The following is a 19,104-nucleotide window of genomic DNA, read 5'->3' as shown; positions in this document are numbered from 1 at the left end:
ATGCCAACCAAGAATCGGGTGATTTGGCGCGAAGGATTGTTTATCAAGCCACAGCACTTTCAACAGCAGCAGCGACATAACGATTACTTGCTACAACGGCGGGTAGTTGCCCTAGAGGGTTATAGCTACGGTTTCAGTTCGCTCATCCTCAATCAGGAATTATTAAAATTGGGGCGCATCGGGTTATCTGCCGCCAGCGGCGTTATGGCCGATGGCACCGTATTCGACATTCCTTATCAAGACCATTTACCCAAGCCATTGGATGTCCTGAATTGTAATGATGCGGCAAGTCGCGACATTTATCTGGCGCTGCCAATGCTCAATGATGCCATTAATGAGGTTGCAGGGCAGCAAGGGCAGATGCCAGGTGCGATTCGTTATCGTGAATACAGTGAAGATATTCGAGATTTGCATACCGAGGGTGGCGATGTCAGCCAGCTAATATTGGCGCAGTTAGCACCACGTTTGATGCAAGGCTCAGAAGATCTCAGTGCTTATTCCGTATTGCCTTTGTGCCGCGTCAAAGAGAAAAGACCCGACGGTTCGTTGATTCTGGATGAAGAGTTCATTCCTACCTGCACTACGCTCAGTGTGTCAAACCAGTTGAAAACCTTTATGGACGAAGTGGAAGGCACCTTGGTTGAACGTGCTCAACTGCTGGCCAAACGGATTGGATCACCGGGGCAGCAAGGTATTGCTGATGTCGCTGAATTTATGATGTTACAGGTCTTCAACCGTGCGCAGCCATTATTTACCCATTTAGCGCATCAGGCGGTGATGCATCCGCAAGACTTTTACCGTCAACTGGTACAAACCTGCGGCGAATTACGCACTTTTACCGATGAGTCGCGTTTGGCGGGGGTATTTCCAGTTTATAACCACGACAACTTGACCGACAGTTTCCAGCCGCTGTTTCTGGCGATGCGTCAGGCATTGAGTACCGTGCTGACACCGCGAGCCATCTCCATTCAGCTACATATGCAGGCGCATGGCATCCGCGTGGCGACCATTAATGATCGCGACTTGCTGCGCAGCGCTGATTTTGTATTGGCAGTACGTGCCCAAATACCTCAAGAGCAGTTACGTCGGCAGTTTGTTCAGCAAACAAAAATCACCTCACTCGAAAAAATACGCGATCTGGTCAGTGTACAACTGCCCGGAGTACCGTTGGTGGCACTGTCTGCCGCGCCACGGCAACTCCCTTACCATTCAGGATACACCTACTTCATGCTGGACTTGCAAAGTCCGGGATGGAAAGAAATCCAGCAAAGCAATGCCATTGCCTTCCACGTTTCGGGTGATTTCCCTGATCTGGATATGCAATTCTGGGCCATCAGGAGTAGCTAATGAAAATGGATGTTGCGAGCGACAGCACCGCATTCCCCGCACAGGAAACCGTTACCTCCTATCGGCAGTATCAGTTGCCACTGCGTGGCGAAAGCCTAAACACGATGATAGACGCCGCCACGCCATTGCTTGGCATGGTCTTGCGGCTCAAAGATATGGAAAACCAATCTTTACCAGACCAACTCTATCAGCAGGTGGTGACGGATATCCGTGCCATTGAACAATACCTGCAAACCAAAGGTTATGAACCGGGAGCCATCATCTCTTTCCGCTATGTGCTGTGTACATTCATCGATGAAACCGCATTAGGACATGGCTGGAACACACAGAACGGTTGGTTACAGCAATCGCTGCTGGTGCATTTTCATAATGAAACCTGGGGTGGCGAGAAAGTGTACGTCTTGCTGGAACGTTTGATGGGAGAACCCAAACGTTATCAGGATTTGTTGGAGTTTATCTATCTCTGTTTTTGTTTGGGCTACCGTGGCCGCTACAAAGTGACATCACAAAACAGTGATGATTTTGAGCGACTGTTTCGCCGACTGTATCACCAGTTGCATCAGTTACGTGGTGATGCGCCGCCGACGGTGCTGTTTCAGCAGGGGAGCCGCCTAAGTAGTCGTTATCACCTCAATAAGCGTTTGACCATTAAACATCTGCTATGGGGTGGCGTGGGGTTGCTGGTGGTGATTTATCTGTTTTATGCCGTCCATCTGCACAACCAGACTCAGGATATTTTGCAACAGCTAAACAATTTATTGAGCTAGGGACGCACTGATGATTCAAATTGACTTGCCCACACTGGTAAACCGCCTTAATCCTATCGCCCGCCACGCGCTGGAAGCGGCTGCTGCACATTGCGTCAATCAGCAAGAAGCTGAAGTTACCGTTTCTCAGGTCTTGTTCCAGATGATGGCTACACCGCTATGTGATGTCAGATTGATACTGAATCATGCCGGGGTTGAAGTGGATGAGCTGCGAGAACTGCTCGACCAACGCGTTTCAGGCTATCAATCTATCACTCAAACCTATCCGAGCTTTTCCCCATTATTGGTGGAGTGGCTACAGGATAGTTGGTTGCTGGCATCAACCGAGATGGAACATAGCCAGTTACGCAGTGGCGTGATGTTACTGACATTATTGCTCAGTCCACTGCGTTATCTCATACCCACGGCAAGTCGATTATTATCGCCGGTTAATCGTGAGTTATTGCGCCAGAACTTTAGCGACTGGACGGCAGATTCGGCAGAAGCACCACAGCGAGAAAAAGGTGCGGATGCGAGCAGCAGCGCGGCAATTAATGGTGAAAGCCTACTCGCACGCTACACCAGCAATATGACTGAACAGGCGCGTAATGGCTCGCTGGATCCGGTGTTGTGTCGCGATGAAGAGATCGATCTGATGATCGATATTCTGTGTCGCCGCCGTAAAAATAACCCGATTGTGGTGGGGGAGGCAGGTGTCGGCAAAAGTGCGTTAATCGAAGGTTTAGCCCTGCGCATCGTGGATAACCATGTACCGGAAAAGCTACGTAACAGTGAATTAATGACACTGGACTTAGGGGCGCTTCAGGCCGGTGCTGCGGTGAAAGGGGAGTTTGAAAAACGCTTCAAAGGCATTATGGCGGAAATAGCGCAATCTACTACACCGATTATTCTGTTTATAGATGAGGCACATACGCTGATCGGCGCGGGGAATCAGCAAGGCGGGTTAGACATATCAAATCTGCTCAAACCCGCGTTAGCGCGCGGTGAGTTAAAAACCATCGCCGCAACCACCTGGAGCGAATACAAAAAGTATTTTGAGAAAGATGCTGCGCTGTCGCGTCGTTTTCAGTTGGTTAAAGTCGCCGAACCCAGTGCGGAAGAGGCAACGATTATCATGCGCGGCCTGCGCACGGTATATGAACAAGCGCACGGCGTACTGATCGATGATGAAGCATTGCAGGCGGCAGCCATGCTCAGTGATCGTTATATTTCTGGCCGCCAACTGCCAGACAAAGCGATTGATGTGTTAGACACCGCCGCTGCGCGTGTCGCTATCAACCTCACTTCACCCCCGCGTCAGGTTTCGGCGCTGAAAAACCAGTTGCACCATCAGGCGATGGAAATAGAGATGCTGGAGCGCGAATTGCGCCTGGGCTTAAGCTGCCCGGATGAGCGTTTAACCGTACTAAAACAGCAGCGCATGGCTATTGAACAGCAGCTCACCGAACTGAATACGCGCTGGGAAAAACAACAAGACCTGGTGCAGCAGATCATCGCACAACGCGCGATTCTACTGGCACAAGATGCGCTGGCAACGGATGAGCAAGTGGTCAGTCTGGCCGCGCTGGGTGATGAGCTGGCACAGTTGCAGCAACATCAGACGCTAGTGTCGCCACATGTGGATAAAACTCAGATTGCGGCGGTGATTGCAGAATGGACCGGTGTGCCGTTAAATCGCCTTTCTCAGAGTGAGTTGGCGGTCGTTACCGAGTTGCCAGCTTATCTGGGTCAGCAAATCAAAGGGCAAGATTTGGCAATCCATTGCCTGCACCAACACATGCTGACGGCAAGGGCAGATTTACGTCGCCCCGGCCGGCCGATGGGCGCTTTCCTGCTAGTGGGGCCAAGTGGGGTGGGTAAAACAGAAACGGTATTACAGATTTCTGAATTGCTCTACGGTGGCCGCCAATATCTCACCACCATCAATATGTCTGAATTTCAGGAAAAACATACAGTTTCCCGTCTGATTGGTTCGCCACCGGGCTATGTCGGGTATGGCGAAGGGGGCGTTTTGACGGAAGCTATCCGTCAGAAGCCCTACTCGGTGGTACTACTTGATGAAGTAGAAAAGGCGCATCCAGATGTGCTGAACCTGTTCTATCAAGCCTTTGATAAAGGTGAACTGGCTGATGGCGAAGGCCGAATCATTGATTGTAAGAATATCGTGTTTTTCCTGACCTCCAATCTGGGCTACCAGACCATTGTTGATAATGCCGAAAACCCCGCATTGCTGAATGAGCAACTTTATCCTGAATTGGCTGAATTCTTTAAACCTGCCCTGCTCGCCCGGATGGAAGTTATCCCTTATTTACCGCTTGGCAAGGGAACGCTGCAAACCATTATCCACGGCAAACTGAATCGTTTGGATACGCTGTTGCGCCAACGTTTTAACGCTGACGTGGTGATTGAACCTGAGGTAATTGACGAGATATTACAGCGTGCCACCCGAGCGGAGAATGGCGCACGTATGCTTGAGTCAATTATTGATGGCGCACTGTTGCCGCCAGTTTCGCTGCTGTTATTGCAAAAAATGGCTGCCAGTGTCGCTATTAGCCATATTCGGATTGCGGTTGAGGGGAATGTGTTTACCGCACAAGTCGAGGAAGCGACATGAGACAACGGCTAAAGAGCGCACTCACTCTGCTGGACAATGACTCCGTTGAACAACTGATCCACTGTTTTCTTGAGGTTAACCATCGCCGGCAAAGGTTCAGTGCCTTGATGGTATCGATGTTTAACGCCAGTGAAGGGCGTCTTGATTGTTATCATTATCCCGATAAAAATCAATATATCTCATTGAAATTAGACGCAAATATTGAAGATGTTAACCATCCGTTAATTCAGGTTTTGCGCAATGGCTTACCCGAAACCTGGGACAGTCTGTATCAGGGGGTACGGATTGAAGATGATGATTTCCGTGGCTTTATTCAGGAATTACCCACCGGATGCGGCTTGTATGCCCTGCCACTGTTTGATTTTCAGGGGCGCGCATGTGGTGTGATTGCGGTTTTTGCCGAGAACATTGAGCGCTTCGCTGATACCCGTGGAATATTTGGTATTTATTGCCACATATTTCAGCATCGTCTGCATAAATTGCAGGAGATGGAATCACTGAGGTCACAATTAAGCCAGATTCGTAGTGTATTTAAGCAGCAGCGGCAACGTGAAAAACAGTTAGATGAGTTGCTGGTTTCGCTAAGTACTTCTGATAGCAACGCCTTGCCGGGTTTATCTCAAGATTACAGCAAGATAGATGATCTGACTGAAGCCGTAGAGGCATTGGAATGTGCCGTATTGACGCAGCGCCAGCGTTTATACGGTAAGGATAAAAACCGCATTGCTGCCAGTTTGGGGATAGCACCGCGCACCTTAGCCTATAAGTTGGCGAAATACAGGTGCCAGATATGAATACGTGGTTATTGATAAGTCTGTTGCTCTTCTCCAACCCGCATACGGGCGCTTTTTTGGACATGCGAGTAAGCCGCCCTGCGGAAGATACCAGCAAGCTGGCGATAGTGATGCGCTGTCGCAGTGAAACCTCGGCATTGGTGCGGCTGGATTGTTATGACAATGCGCTCTCCTCACCATCAGACGTCGGGCAACGTTCGCAGAACACCGGCCCTGCGTGGCAACGAGCCATGAATCAGGAAAAAGGGCGCACTGACCACTCCACCGCATTCCTGGTGACACAAGGTGAAGGTGTGAATCCGATGGTGCTTATTACCACCCCGGCGATTGGCGTTCCGCCACCGCGACCGGTGCTGATGTTGAGCTGTATTGACAATATCACTCGCCTACAAGTTGCCCTGGTGGGGCCACAGAAAGAGGGGGAAGTCACGTTGGCTGCTGATAATACCCGTTTCGACGTACATTGGTTTTTACGTGAAAACGGCTACTTGCTTGAGTCCAGCCGTGGTCTGGCGGGGATTGATGAGATTAAGCGCCTGATGTCGGCTGAGACACTGACTATCGAGAGCACTCATGGCAACTTCCCCCAGCTGACATTTAACATTTCCCAGTTAACGCAGGCATTGAAACCGCTGCGTAACGCCTGTCATTGGTGAGGTCTATGGATATTACATCACAGCACCCGTGGCATAAATTACTGCGGATGCCTTTGTCACCAGAACAGACCGCACAACCATTGGCTGATGATAACCCGCAGTGGGAATACATTGATGGCCAAATGGTTAAGTTAGGTTCGCTGGCCCATGCCACGCTGAATATTGATGATATTCAGCAACAGGCGATGGTACTGCTGTCTGAGGAAAGCAAAGATTTCCGCCTGATGGTACATCTCCTTCGCACCTTACAGCACGCAGGGCAGCCGGGTGAACTGATGCTGGCTATCTCATTACTGACCGAATACGTGCAACTTTTTTGGATTGAGGCATGGCCGCAAAACCCATCCCATAAACGGCGTTTTGCCCAACAAATTCTGAAACGTTTCGACAGTGCCAGCAGCAGTTTTAGCCAGCGGGCAAATGATGCACAACGCGAGAGTGTGCAAGGGTTGCTGGCTCATTTAGCGCAGGTTTGGCATAGCAGTGAACCGAGTCTGGCAAAAGAGGTGGATGGGTTACGTGCGCGTTATGCGCGAAAACCCGAACGGTTTGTTGAAGCAGTAACAACTGAGCAGCCACACCCATCCCATTCGGTCGTCGCGACAACAACTCCGATCACCGCGACTACGCCGACGATAAGCATTGATAACTCTAGTGACAAAGCCTGGCGGCAAACATTGCTCAAAATGGCTGATTTGTTGTGTGAGCTTCAGCCCGATGCGGCGATAGGATTTAGATTGCGCCGCCATGCGGTGTGGGGAACGTTAACGGCAGCGCCGATGGCGCAGAGTGACGGTCGTACTCCACTGGCTGCGGTTTCAGCCGACCGGATCGCTGATTATTTAGCGCAGTTGCCCAATGCCGATTTGTCATTGTGGCAGCAGGTGGAACAGAGCCTGACACTCGCACCCTATTGGCTCGACGGACATGTACTTTCGGCGCAAATTGCAAAACGGCTTGGTTATGAACCCGTTGCACAGGCTATCAATGACGAACTCAACACTTTTTTAACCCGAATTCCCACACTAAGAACCCTCTTTTTTACTGATATGACACCCTTTATTTCCGCTGAATCCACCGTCTGGTTACAGCAGGATACCGGGCATCAGAGCGGCAGTAGCACTCTTGAACAGGATGAAATTTGGCAATGCTATCAACAGCAAGGATTGGAAGCCGCATTACAGGTTATCGACAGGCAACCGCAGCAATCCGAACCACGGGACCGTTTTTACCATCAATTGCTCAGTGCACAGTTATTGGAAAAAGCGGGTTTAACCGCACTGGCGCAGCAGCAATACCACAGCTTATTGCAGGTCGGACAGCAATTGCAGTTAAGCGAATGGGAGCCGGCGTTGATGGCGTTGCTGACAGAAAAACAGCGACAGCTCAAACCGTGATGATCTTGCCCTGGAACAGGAGCTTTAGCGCATGAAACTGCCCTTTTTTATACGCATTGCCAAACCCGCAATCCCTCGGCTAAAAGCGTCAGTACCGGTGGTATTGATTTTATTGGCTTGCGCGGCATTAATTTGGGTGTGGATCTACGGCCCCGCGTGGCAGCTGGGGGAAGATCACCCGTTTGAGACACGGTTAAGCCGTTGGTTGGTGACTGCCGTTTTTGTCCTGGTGGCTGTTTGCTGGCTGAGTCTGAAAGTCATGAAGCGGTTACAACAATTGGAAAAACTCCAGTTGCAGGTAAAAACGCAAATTGATGATCCTATCAGTGCTGATATTGAACAACAAAACCACTACCTGAATGTCTGGAAGCAGCAACTTCAGCGTCACCTGAATACCCCGTCATACTTGTATCGCTTACCGTGGTATATGGTTATTGGCGCACGCAACAGTGGTAAAAGTACGCTGATCAAAGAGGGGTATAAGCTGACAGAAATCGCCCCCCCAGCGCGAATTAATGTGGAGAACACGGCGGATCTGCGCGTCAGATGCTGGTTAGGGGAGCAGGCGGTCATTATTGATCCCGCCGGTGAGTTGATAGAACAACCTGTCACCTCCATAGTAGGAAAAACGTCACTAAACAGCCGCTTATGGCAGAGTTTACTGTCCTGGCTGGTGGCGCAGCGTCAACGTCAACCGCTGAATGGCATTATTCTTACGGTTGATCTCCATCAGATGATGACCTCGAATAAAACCCAGCGTGAGACTTACGTTGCCGATATCCATCAGCGTTTGCAGGATATCCGGTTGGCATTGCACTGTCAGGTGCCACTGTATGTCGTTTTTACCAAAATGGATCTGTTGTATGGGTTCGAGGCGATGTATCAATCGCTGGATAAAGCCCAGCGTGAAGCGGTATTGGGGGTGACGTTTAGCCTAAATGCCGTGAATCCAGAAGAGTGGCGCACGGAGTTACAACAGTTTTGGCAGCAATGGGTCACCCAACTCAACAGCGCGATGCCAGATATGATGCTTAACAGTGTTGATGCAGGCCAACGCAGTCAGTTGTTCAGTTTTACCCGCCAGGTGCAAGGGCTGCATGAGTACGTGGTGCAATTGCTGGAGGGGATTTTGTACAGCGGGGATAATGCCCAGCCATTGCTTCGCGGCATTTATCTCACCTCCGCCCAGCAGCGTGGGCAAATGGACGATATCTTTACCCAATCGGCGGCTGTGCAGTATCACCTTGCGCCGCAGGCATTCCCGACCTGGCCGGTTGCCGATACCGCTCCTTATTTTACCAAGGCGCTGTTTAATCAAGTGCTGCTGGCCGAGCCTAACTTGGCGGGAGAAAATAGTATCTGGTTGCGTCATGCCAGAAAGCGCATGATCGTTTTTTCCTGTATTGGCGCGCTGACAGCCGCGATCCTGTGGGGCTATTGGCACTATTACTACCAGGCAAACTACCGCGCTGGGCAAGAGGTATTAGCGCAAGCAAAAACCTTCTTATCGATCCCGCCACCCAAAGGTGACGATCGCTTTGGCAATTTACAACTGCCCTTGCTGAACCCCATTCGTGATGCCACGTTGGCTTATGGCAATTACCATGAGCGAAACTCTCTCCTCGCTGATATGGGGCTGTATCAGGGCAATAATATCGGCCCATACGTTGAAAGCACCTACCTGCAACTGCTACAGCAGCGTTTTGTTCCGGCGCTGATGAGCGGCCTGTTGGAGCAGCTGAATGCCGCCCCAAAGGGCAGCGAGGAGAAGCTTGAGATCCTGCGTGTGATGCGGATGTTAGAAGACGGCAGTGGGCGAAATATACCGCTGGTTGAACAATATATGAGCCATCGCTGGAGTCAGCAATTCAATGGTCAGCGCGAGCTGCAACAGCAATTGCTGGGTCATTTGAACTATGCGTTACAACATACCGATTGGCACGCTGCGCGGGAAGATGGCGATCAATATGCGATTAAGAGTTTTGTACCTTATCTGAAGCCGATTCAGTTAGCGCAGCAAGAGTTAAGTAAACTCTCTATTTATCAACGTGTTTATCAGAATCTGCGCATCAAAGCGCAAGATGCATTGCCGCCAGCGCTCGACCTACGCGACCAGATTGGCGCAAGTTTTGATGATGTATTTGTCTCCAGTAACGATCGCTTGTTGGTTATTCCGCAGTTTCTGACACGTAACGGTTTGCAGAACTATTTTGTCAAACAGAATGATCAACTGGTCGAACTGACCGTGATGGATAGCTGGGTGCTCAATCTCAGCAAGAATGTTGAGTATAGCGAAGCTGATCGTAAAGAGATCCAGCGGCAGGTTACCGAACAGTACCTCGGCGACTATACCGCCACCTGGCGCGCTGCCATGAATAACCTGTCAGTCGGTGAGTTTGAGGATTTACCACAAGCGATCAGTGCGATTGAGCAGGTGATCAGCGGCGAGCAGCCTTTCCGCCGCGCATTACAGACGCTGAGTGATAACACGCGCTTACCCGCCATACCCGATTCAATTGTCGCTAAAGAGCGTCAGGATCTGATGCAGAAGTCAGATTACCTGCTGCTGGCACGTATCAATCGTGAGTTTGCGCCTGAGACGGCGATATTGGTTGAGAATGGCGACAAAGGCAGCGTGATCCAGAGCGTTTACCAGAAATTGACCGAATTACACCGTTATCTGTTGGCGATTCAGAACTCACCTGCGCCAGGGAAAGCGGCGTTGAAAGCGGTTCAATTGCGTTTGGATCAAAACAACAGTGATCCTATCTTCGAAGTGCAGCAGCAGGCAAAAAACTTACCGGAACCTCTGAATCGCTGGGTGGGTGATCTGGCTGAACAAGCCTGGCGGGTGGTGATGATGGAGGCTATCCAATCACTGGAAGTCGAGTGGAATGAGACGGTGATCAAACAGTATCAAACCTATCTGGCTGGCCGTTATCCGTTCGATCCTAACTCAAAACAGGATGTGCCATTGAGTGAGTTTGAACGCTTCTTTGGGCCAAAAGGCACCCTTGATGCGTTCTATCAACAAAACTTGAAGCCCTTTGTTGAGAACAACCTGACCAGCGGCAGTGATGGTCAATTGCTGATCCGGCCTGATGTTTTACAACAACTGGCGCAGGCGCAGAAGATCCGCGACACCTTCTTCTCGGCACAAAATGGCTTGGGCACGCAGTTTGCGATTGAACCGGTCATGTTGAGTGGTAATAAACGGCGCAGCGTGTTGAATCTGGACGGGCAACTGCTGGATTACGCACATGGCCGCAGCGGTGTGGTGAATCTGGTTTGGCCAAACTCCATGCGTGCGGGTGTCGAAAGCAAGTTGACCTTGGTGCCAGATGAAAGCGGCAAATCGCCGCGATCCCTGAGCTTTACTGGCCCGTGGGCACAATTACGGCTGATTAATGCCGGTGAGCTAACCAATGTTGGCAGCAGCTCCTTTGATGTCCGCTTTATGGTCGATGGGGGGGAAATGACGTATCGCATCTCCGTTGATGAGTCAGATAACCCATTCGCAGGTGGGCTATTTAGTCAATTCAGCCTGCCGGACACCCTGTATTAATCGTTGTCATCGAATCTCCCTGCAACGCGCAGGGAGATAGCTAAAGGATGAGTACGCATGAGCGAAACCTCGCAAGATATCATCATTCAAATCGGTACTGATCCGCGACACAGGCCAGAGTTCAGTGCTATTCGTGAAGAGATCAACAAGATCAATCATCCGGCGCGGCCAGAAGTAAGCTGGCGTCTCATCGAATCATTGGCGCTAACCCTGTTTCGCACCAATGGGGTGGATCTGCAAACGGCGGTGTATTACACCCTGGCGCGCACGCAGAGAAATGGATTGGCCGGGTTTACCGAAGGTTGTGAGTTGCTGGCGGGGATGGTTATCAGCCAGTGGGAGCAACTATGGCCGGAGCAACCGCAGGCTCGCACTGAAATATTGGAATGGTTTAATGCCAGAGTCGGTAGCCAACTGCGTCAGCACGATTTTAGCCGTGATGATTTGCGCCTGGTGTACCGCGCTGAGAGGGCATTGCAGTTGCTTTGTGACAAGCTGCAACAAGTCGAGCTAAAGCGTGTTCCGCGCTTGGAAAACCTGCTTTATCTGATGCAAAACACCGCAAAAAGGCTTGAAGCGGAGAACGAAGCGGCAAAACAGCCCGCGTCAGTTCCTCTCAAAATGCCCTCACTGGTGTACCTATCTGTTGCGGATTCAGAGCCGGTTCGCACCGCATTTTCTGCCGCAGAACGCCAATCGACACAAGAGTCGTCCACCAACATTGAAGTCCGTTTTGCCGCACCTGCCAAAAAACGTATGCCAGCCTTGTGGGGCTTTGCCACCGGTGTGTTGCTCAGCGTTCTGGCCGCTGGCGTGGTTTATTTCGTCCATATCAAGCCCATGCAGCAGCAACTTGCGGCATTGGCAGCGAAACCTGAAGGGGCGGCGTTGTTATGGCTCAGCCACCCGCAGGTGGCCACTTATGGCAACCAACTGAGCAGCCTGGAAAATATCTCTCCATTGGCCGGGTTACGCACAGCCGATATCTCGGTGGCACTGGCCCGCCAGCTTTGGCCAGCAGACCCGAATCAGGTGGCTGAAAGTGAACGTTGGGCGCAGTTGTTACAAGCTCGTATTGGCACGAGAGTCGCTGAGAGTAGTTATTTCCAAATACAGCAACGGCTGCAAGCGCTCTCTCAGAAATTGATCGAACAGGAGCAATCACGCGGCAGCCTGACTATCTCTTATTTGAAAACGGCGGTTTACCAAATGCAAACCGAACTGAACCGAGAAATACCACTGGAAGAGTTACTGCGACAACTGGCCGTGACCCGTGAGCAACACCAACCGGCGTCACCGGTGTTAATCAAACAGATAGATGAGCGCTGGAACGCATTACTCAGCCGTTATCACCAATTAACGCAGCAGACCAACTCTGCACGTTAACATCCTGGAAGGAGCAAATATGTTTGCTGATGATAAAAAAGCCAACGTGAAAGGCAGTGTAAAGCCAAATAATACGGTAACGCCAGATGCCGCCGCGACGCTCAGTGGTGAACAGGTTGTGGGGATGGCAGGTGGTTTGGGTGACGTGGTGGGCGGAACCGCAGGCAAACGCGTTAATCAGGCTGCGGACTTGGCAAAAATAGCGCTGGACGCCAAAGCCAAAGTGCTGGATGGGGGGATTGTACCCACGAATGCTATTGCCGGTAAGGCACCCACACTGAGCGGTGGAACAATGGCAGGCATGAGTTCTGGTGTGGGTGCTGCACTACCGGGGGCATCTGCGCTTGCTGCTGCGATAAAACAGCCCTCCGGCCTACAATTTACGCTGACCACCGCCGGTTTAGCGCCGCAGACATTTGTGGTGGTAGACTTTTCATTAAGTGAAATGCTCTCATCGCCGTTTGTACTCAATGTCGGGCTGGCAAGTGCTGATCCATCGGTGGATTTTGCGGCGGTGCTGGATGAAGATGCGACACTGTTTGTCTGGCGCGATGGCGTGCTGCAACGCAGTGTGACCGGCATGGTAGCCAGCTTTGAGCAAGGGGATACCGGGTTTCATCAGACCCGTTATAGCATGGTCATTCGCCCGGCGCTGTGGCGCACCAGCTTGCGGCGTAACTCACGTATTTTCCAGCAAGAATCGATTGAAAGCATTATCACCACGCTGCTAAAAGAAAATGGCATTAATGATTTTGCTTTTGGCTTTCGCAATCCACATCCCGCGCGCGAGTTTTGCGTGCAATACCAAGAATCTGATTTTGATTTTATCCAGCGCCTGACGGCGGAAGAAGGGATTTTTTACTACTTCGAATTCAGCGCTGGCAAGAACACGATAGTGTATGCCGATGACGTTGGCTCCCTGCCTAAGGGCGCATCACTGCCGTATAACCCCAATGTGGCGGCACAAGCGCAAGAGTTGTGTGTGACCACCTTTACCCGCAGTGCGCAGGTGCGCCCGGCAATGGTGCAGTTAAAAGATTACACCTTCAAAAATCCGAATTGGTCCGCCGCATTTAGCGAACAATCCGGTGAACTGCAAAACCAGCGCCCAGACTATGAACACTTTGATTTCCCAGGGCGCTTTAAAGACGAACAGCACGGTCAGGACTTTACCCGTTATCGCCTAGAAGCGCTGCGTAATGACGCCAACCTTGGACAAGGTGAAAGCAACGATTTTACTCTGCAACCGGGGCAATTATTCAGCTTAACCAACCACCCGCGTAGTGATTTGAACCATTCATGGCAACTGCTTGGTGTTCAACATACTGGCAAACAGATGCAGGCGCTGGAGCAAGAGTCCGGTGACCAAGGTACGGTGCTATTCAACCATTTCAGCTTTATCCCACCAACACAGACCTGGCGGCCAACGCCATTGCCAAAACCGGCGATGGATGGCCCGCAAATAGCGATGGTTGTCGGGCCGCCGGGGAAGAGATTTACTGTGATGAGTTTGGCCGTATCCGCCTGCAATTCCTGTGGGATCGCTATGGTCAAAGTAATGATAACAGTTCGTGCTGGATACGCGTGACACAACCGTGGGCCGGCCAGGGCTGGGGGATGCTGGCGATTCCGCGTATCGGTCAGGAAGTGGTGGTTGATTTCCTGCATGGCGATCCAGACCAACCTATCGTCACCGGGCGCACCTATCACGCTAACAACATTCCTCCCGGCTCACTGCCCGCCAGCAAAACCCAGATGGCGTTCCGTTCGAAAACCCATAAAGGCGAAGGCTTTAACGAGATGAGGTTTGAGGATGCCAAGGGAGGAGAAGGGCTGTTTCTTCATGCCCAGAAGGATATGACCACCACGGTAAAAAATGACCAAAACCTCACCGTTGAGTCAGGCAATCGAACATTAAATATTCTTGCGGGTAACGAAAGCAAAACGGTGAAGCAAGGGGGGCTGTCAGAAAACGTCTGCACCATGCGAAGCACTGACGCAAACCAGGTTCAGGTTAAAGCGAAAGCCGGTAAAAGTGGGGCGGGAACACAGCTTTATGAAGCATCGGATGATATTACGCTGAAAGTCGGAGCCGGTGAAATAAAAATGACTACCTCAAGTATTGTGCTCAAATTTGCTGGCTCAAGTATTCAGCTTGATGCCGGAGGGATATTCATTAATGGCCCGGTTATTAATTTGAATAAATAAATGCATTACTAACGGTGCCCGAATTGATTGGGCACCCAAGTCATATTATTAATCAGGGATCACCTATGTCTAATCCGAATGAACTTTCGCCTTTTCATTTTAACGAAGGCTCTATTGAGCTACCTGCTGCCTGGAAAGATCTCAGCGTATTGGTGCTGAGTGCGGCGGATAACGATAAGAGTGGTATTAGTTTCACTATATCCAGAGATGTTATTGCGTGGGGAATGTCATTTAATCAGTTTGGTGAAAGCGAAATTTCCAGCTTATCTAACCAACTGAAAGATTATCAGCAAATAAATAAAGAAGATCGAGAACTCAACGCCCGTAAAACCATTATTTCCGAGTTCAGTTGGTCATCACCACAAGGGCCAATCCATCAATTAATGATGCTGCTGGACCTTACCCCAAAAGTCTTAGTATTTACCGCCACCATCCCCGGAAATATGACTGATGAACAGCGACAGCAAATAGGTCTGCTGATGAATACATTCCAATTACGGGATACCGCCGCGGCAGGTACAGCCGAAGCACAGTAATAGGAGAGGATGATGAGTATTGGGCAAGGAGTATGGACAGGTGCCGGTGCTGCGGGTGGCCGGTCGGCTGTTCGTCAGGAAGTGATGGATCAACAACGTGGTGCATCGCCACCCAACACCAATGAAGGCGGTGCTGAGTCTTTTAATGAACAAGCCCTCAACTTTATGGAAAGTGAAGGGGTAAACAATACGGTTACCGCAGGCATGGGTGCTTATGCCATTGCTACTGGCGCGGGGGCACCCTTTGCAGTGGGGTTGGCCGCAGGTTATGTCGGGGCCAAGGCTGGGGGCTATGTCGGTGAAAAAGCAGGTGACGCCATTGCTGAGTCGCTGGGCTGGAAAAAGGTCGCAACAGATGGCGATGCTCCGGCTCGTATGGGCGATTTTATTGCGCACCAGAAAAAAGATCTCGGTTCTTGGGGGGCACTGGGCGGCATATTGCTGGGGGCTGTTGCCGCTGTCGCTGTCGGGGCACTGGTGGTCGCAACCGGTGGTGCCGCGCTGGTGGTGGTTGCCGCCGCTGCTGCCGCAGGTGGTTTTGTAGGAGCCGGTGTTGCCGCGGCCGGAGCGGTGATGGGGCAATACGGTGATAATAAAGGTACGATTCTTAGCGGTTCTCCTGACGTGTTTTTTGAGGGCAAACCCGTCGCGCGAGTGGGAGATCCCATTATTTGTAGTGACCATCCCGGAGCGCCGCCGGTTATCGCTGAAGGGGCAAAAACGGTTTATGCCAACGGCAAGCAGATTGCCCGTTTGGGGCACCGTACCACCTGTGATGCCAATATCAATAGCGGTGCTGCCACTATCGCTGAAACTAAAGAAACAGCACAAGTCTTTGCCGTAAAAGACAGTCGTAGTTCAGCCTTACGTTGGGTGACAATTGTTGCCAGTTACCTGCCACTGCCAAAAGGGAAAAAAGGCGAGAAACCTAAAAAATCCGTTGAAGCCGAAGGGTGTAGCAACAATAAATGTACCAAACCGGGTGAGCCGGTAGATGCGGCCACAGGCGACTTCCTGCAAGTGTGGCCGATGATTGATATCCCCGGATTACTGCCACTCAATTTGACCCGGCTCTACCGTTCCAGCGGGACATTATCGGGCAGTTTTGGTGCTAAATGGGCCGATAATTGGTCACAGCATCTTATTATTGAGCAGGATATTATTCGTTTTCGCAACCATGAAGGCGTGCTGCTGAGCTATGATGCGCCGCAAGATGACGATGATGTTCAAGCGGTAAACCTGCATGAAGGCCAGTACCTGTTATACGGCCAACGCAGCGGTGTGCTGCATATCTTCAACCGCCAAACCCAACAAATCCTGAGTTTTGCAGAAAGACAGGGTGATTCTCGCCGCTTATCGGCAATCAGCGACCGTTTTGGTAACCAAATTCGTTTTCGTTATTCTGTTGATCAGCAGCTTTCCCGCATTGAGCATAGTGTGGGTTATGCGCTTGAACTGAGCTATCAACAGCAGCAACTGACCCTGATTGAGCTGGTCACTGCGGCTCAACGCCAATGGCTGGTGAAATGTCGCTATGACGAAAATGGCCTGTTGGCTGAATGTGACACCTTCCAGTTCACCCACCTTTACCATACCTATAATGCCGCCGGTCATATGACTCGCTGGCATGATACTGACAAAACTGATGCCTATATTCATTATGACCAACTTGGCAGAGTGCTTTCTACCCGCACCGCCAGCGGACATTATCAGGATCGTTTTATTTATGATGATGTGGCCCGCTGTACTACCTATCAGGATGCTGAAGGGGGATTCACTCGCTTTTGGTATAACACTGATGGTCAGGTGATCCGCGAAGTTGACCCATTAGGGCGCGAGCACCTGACGGAGTGGGCATTCAGCAATAAACTTTCAGAAACGGACGCCTTAGGGCGCACTCTGGTGTTCCAGCGCAATCCGCACAGTGAATTGCAGCAGGTGGTTACCCCCGCAGGCGATACCTATCGCTATGACTACAACGGTTTTGGGCAAATCACGCAAAGCACCTTACCTGATGGTAAGTGCTGGCAATTTATCTACGGCGATAACGGTGAATTGTGCAACGTTGTTGACCCGCAGGGGCGGCGGCAAGAATACCGTTATGGTGAGCAGGGCGAGCTGGTGCGGCAAATCTTGCCTGACGGTATTGAATGGCGTTATCGCTATAACAATCAGTATCAAGTTAGTGAGATTATCGCACCTGATGGCGGCGTAACCTTGCTAAATCAGGACATTTTTGGCCGGATACTCGATACCCAAGACCCGTTAGGTCAGACGACCCGCTCTATCTACAGCCCACAACATGCCAGTCCCGCTGGCAGCGTGAATCACGTCTATCTCCCCGATGGCGTGGAGCAGGCGATAGCCTATGACAGTGAAAAACGAGTCGCGGCTCTGACCGATGGTGCAGGCAAAACCACGCGCTATGAGTACGGTGGTTTTGATTTACTGGTTGGCCTGACGCGCCCCGATGGGCAACGACTGCAATTTGGTTATGACAAGCTGACGCGATTTAATCAGGTAACCAATGCATTAGGGGAAACATATCGCTATAGCCATGATTTAGCCGGACAAATTGTAGCTGAAACGGATTTTACCGGGCGCACCCTTCACTATCAATACGATGCCGTTGGCCGACGCATTTGGGCGCGTTATCCCGATGGCCGTCTGATCCGCTGGCACTATTCAATCCGTGATCAGGTCGTGGAGCAACAGACCTGGCGCTGCGATGAACTCAGCTCCTCGCTGGTTGCCCGTGTCAGTTATGACTATGACGACAGCGGCCGTTTGCTTAAAGCGGAGAATGCGGCTGCGGTGGTTGAATTCGACTACGACGATACGGGCCAGCTAATCGCCGAACGGCTCAATGGCCGTGAAATACAGCATCAATGGGATGCGTTAACAGGCACACCGAGCGCCCGTCGGGTGGGTGAACGGGGGCTGGAATTTGTTTACGGCTCACTGGGGGAACTGACCCAGCTACAGCTTATCGGTCATCAGCCGCTGCGCTTGCAGCACGATAAGTTAGGGCGGGAAACCGTGCGCGAAAGTGCGGCCGGGTTTATTCAGGCGAGCAATTATACCCCGACCGGGCTGTTGGCTAATCAGGCGGCGGGGCGCAACTCTGCGCTATTCCAACAACAGTTGGCGGCACCGGAGGGCGCGGCAACTCCCGCGTTGTACGGCAGCGCGGTCAATCGCCGTTGGCAGTATGATCGTGCGTATAATGTGGTGGGGATTGATGATAGCCGCTGGGGGAAAACCCGCTATCAGTATGACCTTAACGACCAGATAGTGCGTGCTGACTTCGGTGGCTTCCTGCCGTTGCAGGAGCAATTTAGCTATGATGCAAACCACAACCTGACCTGGCAGGCGCGTTTACCGCGGGGTGCGACGGCGGTTTTAGAACAGGATGCGCAACATCAGTTAGCGGGGCGGGTTATTTCGCGCGGTAACAACCAATATCACTACGATAACGCCGGAAGGCTGAGTGAAAAGCGTGAGCTTAAGGACGGGTTCCGGCCACAAGTGTGGCGCTATCGCTGGGATGAACAGGATCAGTTATCCGAGTTGATGACCCCTTCCGGTGAGCGCTGGCGCTATGGTTATGATGCCTTTGGGCGGCGAATCCGGAAATTGCGGTTGGTCAGCAACACGCCAGCCGTTTCAACTCAAGGTGATGAACCGACGGCATCAGAGAAAAGCGGCCAGGTGGGTTATGAATACCTGTGGAGTGGTGATCAGCTGATAGAAGAAGTGCCGATCTATGCTGATGGCACGGTGGCTTACGATCAAAGTATTCACTGGCTATATGCGCCGGGGGCATTAACGCCC

General features: G+C 51.4%; 10 protein-coding genes and 1 pseudogene. All 11 read left to right on the top strand.

Features of this window, described 5'->3' with window-relative positions; translation table 11 throughout:
• On the top strand, window positions 1–1,347 hold the full coding sequence (gene tssK, locus YALDO0001_RS15800; RefSeq protein WP_004704536.1) for a type VI secretion system baseplate subunit TssK: 1,347 nt from the start codon (window positions 1–3) through the stop codon (window positions 1,345–1,347).
• A gap of 5 nt (window positions 1,348–1,352) precedes the next feature.
• Complete coding sequence (gene icmH, locus YALDO0001_RS15795) at window positions 1,353–2,114, top strand: type IVB secretion system protein IcmH/DotU (RefSeq protein ID WP_390170524.1); 762 nt, start codon at window positions 1,353–1,355, stop codon at window positions 2,112–2,114.
• A 10-nt stretch (window positions 2,115–2,124) separates the two neighbouring features.
• Complete coding sequence (gene tssH / locus YALDO0001_RS15790) at window positions 2,125–4,728, top strand: type VI secretion system ATPase TssH (protein WP_004704535.1); 2,604 nt, start codon at window positions 2,125–2,127, stop codon at window positions 4,726–4,728.
• The gene (locus tag YALDO0001_RS15785; protein WP_042840265.1) at window positions 4,725–5,522 is read left to right on the top strand and encodes a Fis family transcriptional regulator; all 798 of its coding nucleotides are present in this window, start codon (window positions 4,725–4,727) and stop codon (window positions 5,520–5,522) included. Before tssH ends, YALDO0001_RS15785 begins: the two co-directional genes overlap by 4 nt.
• Window positions 5,519–6,178: a type VI secretion system-associated protein VasI gene (gene vasI / locus YALDO0001_RS15780; RefSeq protein WP_042840264.1), complete on the top strand. Its 660-nt coding sequence runs from the start codon at window positions 5,519–5,521 to the stop codon at window positions 6,176–6,178. Before YALDO0001_RS15785 ends, vasI begins: the two co-directional genes overlap by 4 nt.
• Window positions 6,179–6,183: 5 nt before the next feature.
• Window positions 6,184–7,575 carry a type VI secretion system protein TssA gene (gene tssA, locus YALDO0001_RS15775; RefSeq protein WP_004704532.1) on the top strand — a complete coding sequence of 464 codons (1,392 nt, stop codon included), beginning with the start codon at window positions 6,184–6,186 and terminating at the stop codon, window positions 7,573–7,575.
• Between the two features lie 31 nt (window positions 7,576–7,606).
• Complete coding sequence (tssM, locus tag YALDO0001_RS15770) at window positions 7,607–11,140, top strand: type VI secretion system membrane subunit TssM (RefSeq protein WP_004704531.1); 3,534 nt, start codon at window positions 7,607–7,609, stop codon at window positions 11,138–11,140.
• Between the two features lie 57 nt (window positions 11,141–11,197).
• Window positions 11,198–12,526 (top strand): VasL domain-containing protein, encoded by a 1,329-nt coding sequence (locus tag YALDO0001_RS15765; RefSeq protein ID WP_004704530.1) that lies wholly within the window; start codon window positions 11,198–11,200, stop codon window positions 12,524–12,526.
• 292 nt (window positions 12,527–12,818) lie between these two features.
• A pseudogene (locus YALDO0001_RS15760) lies at window positions 12,819–14,734 on the top strand (type VI secretion system Vgr family protein).
• A gap of 65 nt (window positions 14,735–14,799) precedes the next feature.
• Window positions 14,800–15,270, top strand: coding sequence for a DcrB-related protein (locus tag YALDO0001_RS15755; RefSeq protein ID WP_042546920.1), 471 nt, complete (start codon window positions 14,800–14,802; stop codon window positions 15,268–15,270).
• A gap of 12 nt (window positions 15,271–15,282) precedes the next feature.
• The coding region (locus YALDO0001_RS15750; protein WP_042840263.1) for a PAAR domain-containing protein at window positions 15,283–19,104 on the top strand (3,822 nt) is incomplete at its 3' end.

Source organism: Yersinia aldovae ATCC 35236 (assembly GCF_000173735.1).
GTDB lineage: Bacteria > Pseudomonadota > Gammaproteobacteria > Enterobacterales > Enterobacteriaceae > Yersinia > Yersinia aldovae.
This window is presented reverse-complemented; position numbering and strand designations above follow the sequence as displayed.

Excerpts from the sequence above, each read along its gene's own strand:
- icmH (WP_390170524.1), top strand. The coding sequence starts at position 1,353 with ATGGATGTTGCGAGCGACAGCACCGCATTCCCCGCACAGGAAACCGTT.
- tssM (WP_004704531.1), top strand. The coding sequence starts at position 7,607 with ATGAAACTGCCCTTTTTTATACGCATTGCCAAACCCGCAATCCCTCGG.
- tssK (WP_004704536.1), top strand. The coding sequence starts at position 1 with ATGCCAACCAAGAATCGGGTGATTTGGCGCGAAGGATTGTTTATCAAG.
- tssA (WP_004704532.1), top strand. The coding sequence starts at position 6,184 with ATGGATATTACATCACAGCACCCGTGGCATAAATTACTGCGGATGCCT.
- tssH (WP_004704535.1), top strand. The coding sequence starts at position 2,125 with ATGATTCAAATTGACTTGCCCACACTGGTAAACCGCCTTAATCCTATC.
- YALDO0001_RS15785 (WP_042840265.1), top strand. The coding sequence starts at position 4,725 with ATGAGACAACGGCTAAAGAGCGCACTCACTCTGCTGGACAATGACTCC.
- YALDO0001_RS15765 (WP_004704530.1), top strand. The coding sequence starts at position 11,198 with ATGAGCGAAACCTCGCAAGATATCATCATTCAAATCGGTACTGATCCG.
- YALDO0001_RS15755 (WP_042546920.1), top strand. The coding sequence starts at position 14,800 with ATGTCTAATCCGAATGAACTTTCGCCTTTTCATTTTAACGAAGGCTCT.
- vasI (WP_042840264.1), top strand. The coding sequence starts at position 5,519 with ATGAATACGTGGTTATTGATAAGTCTGTTGCTCTTCTCCAACCCGCAT.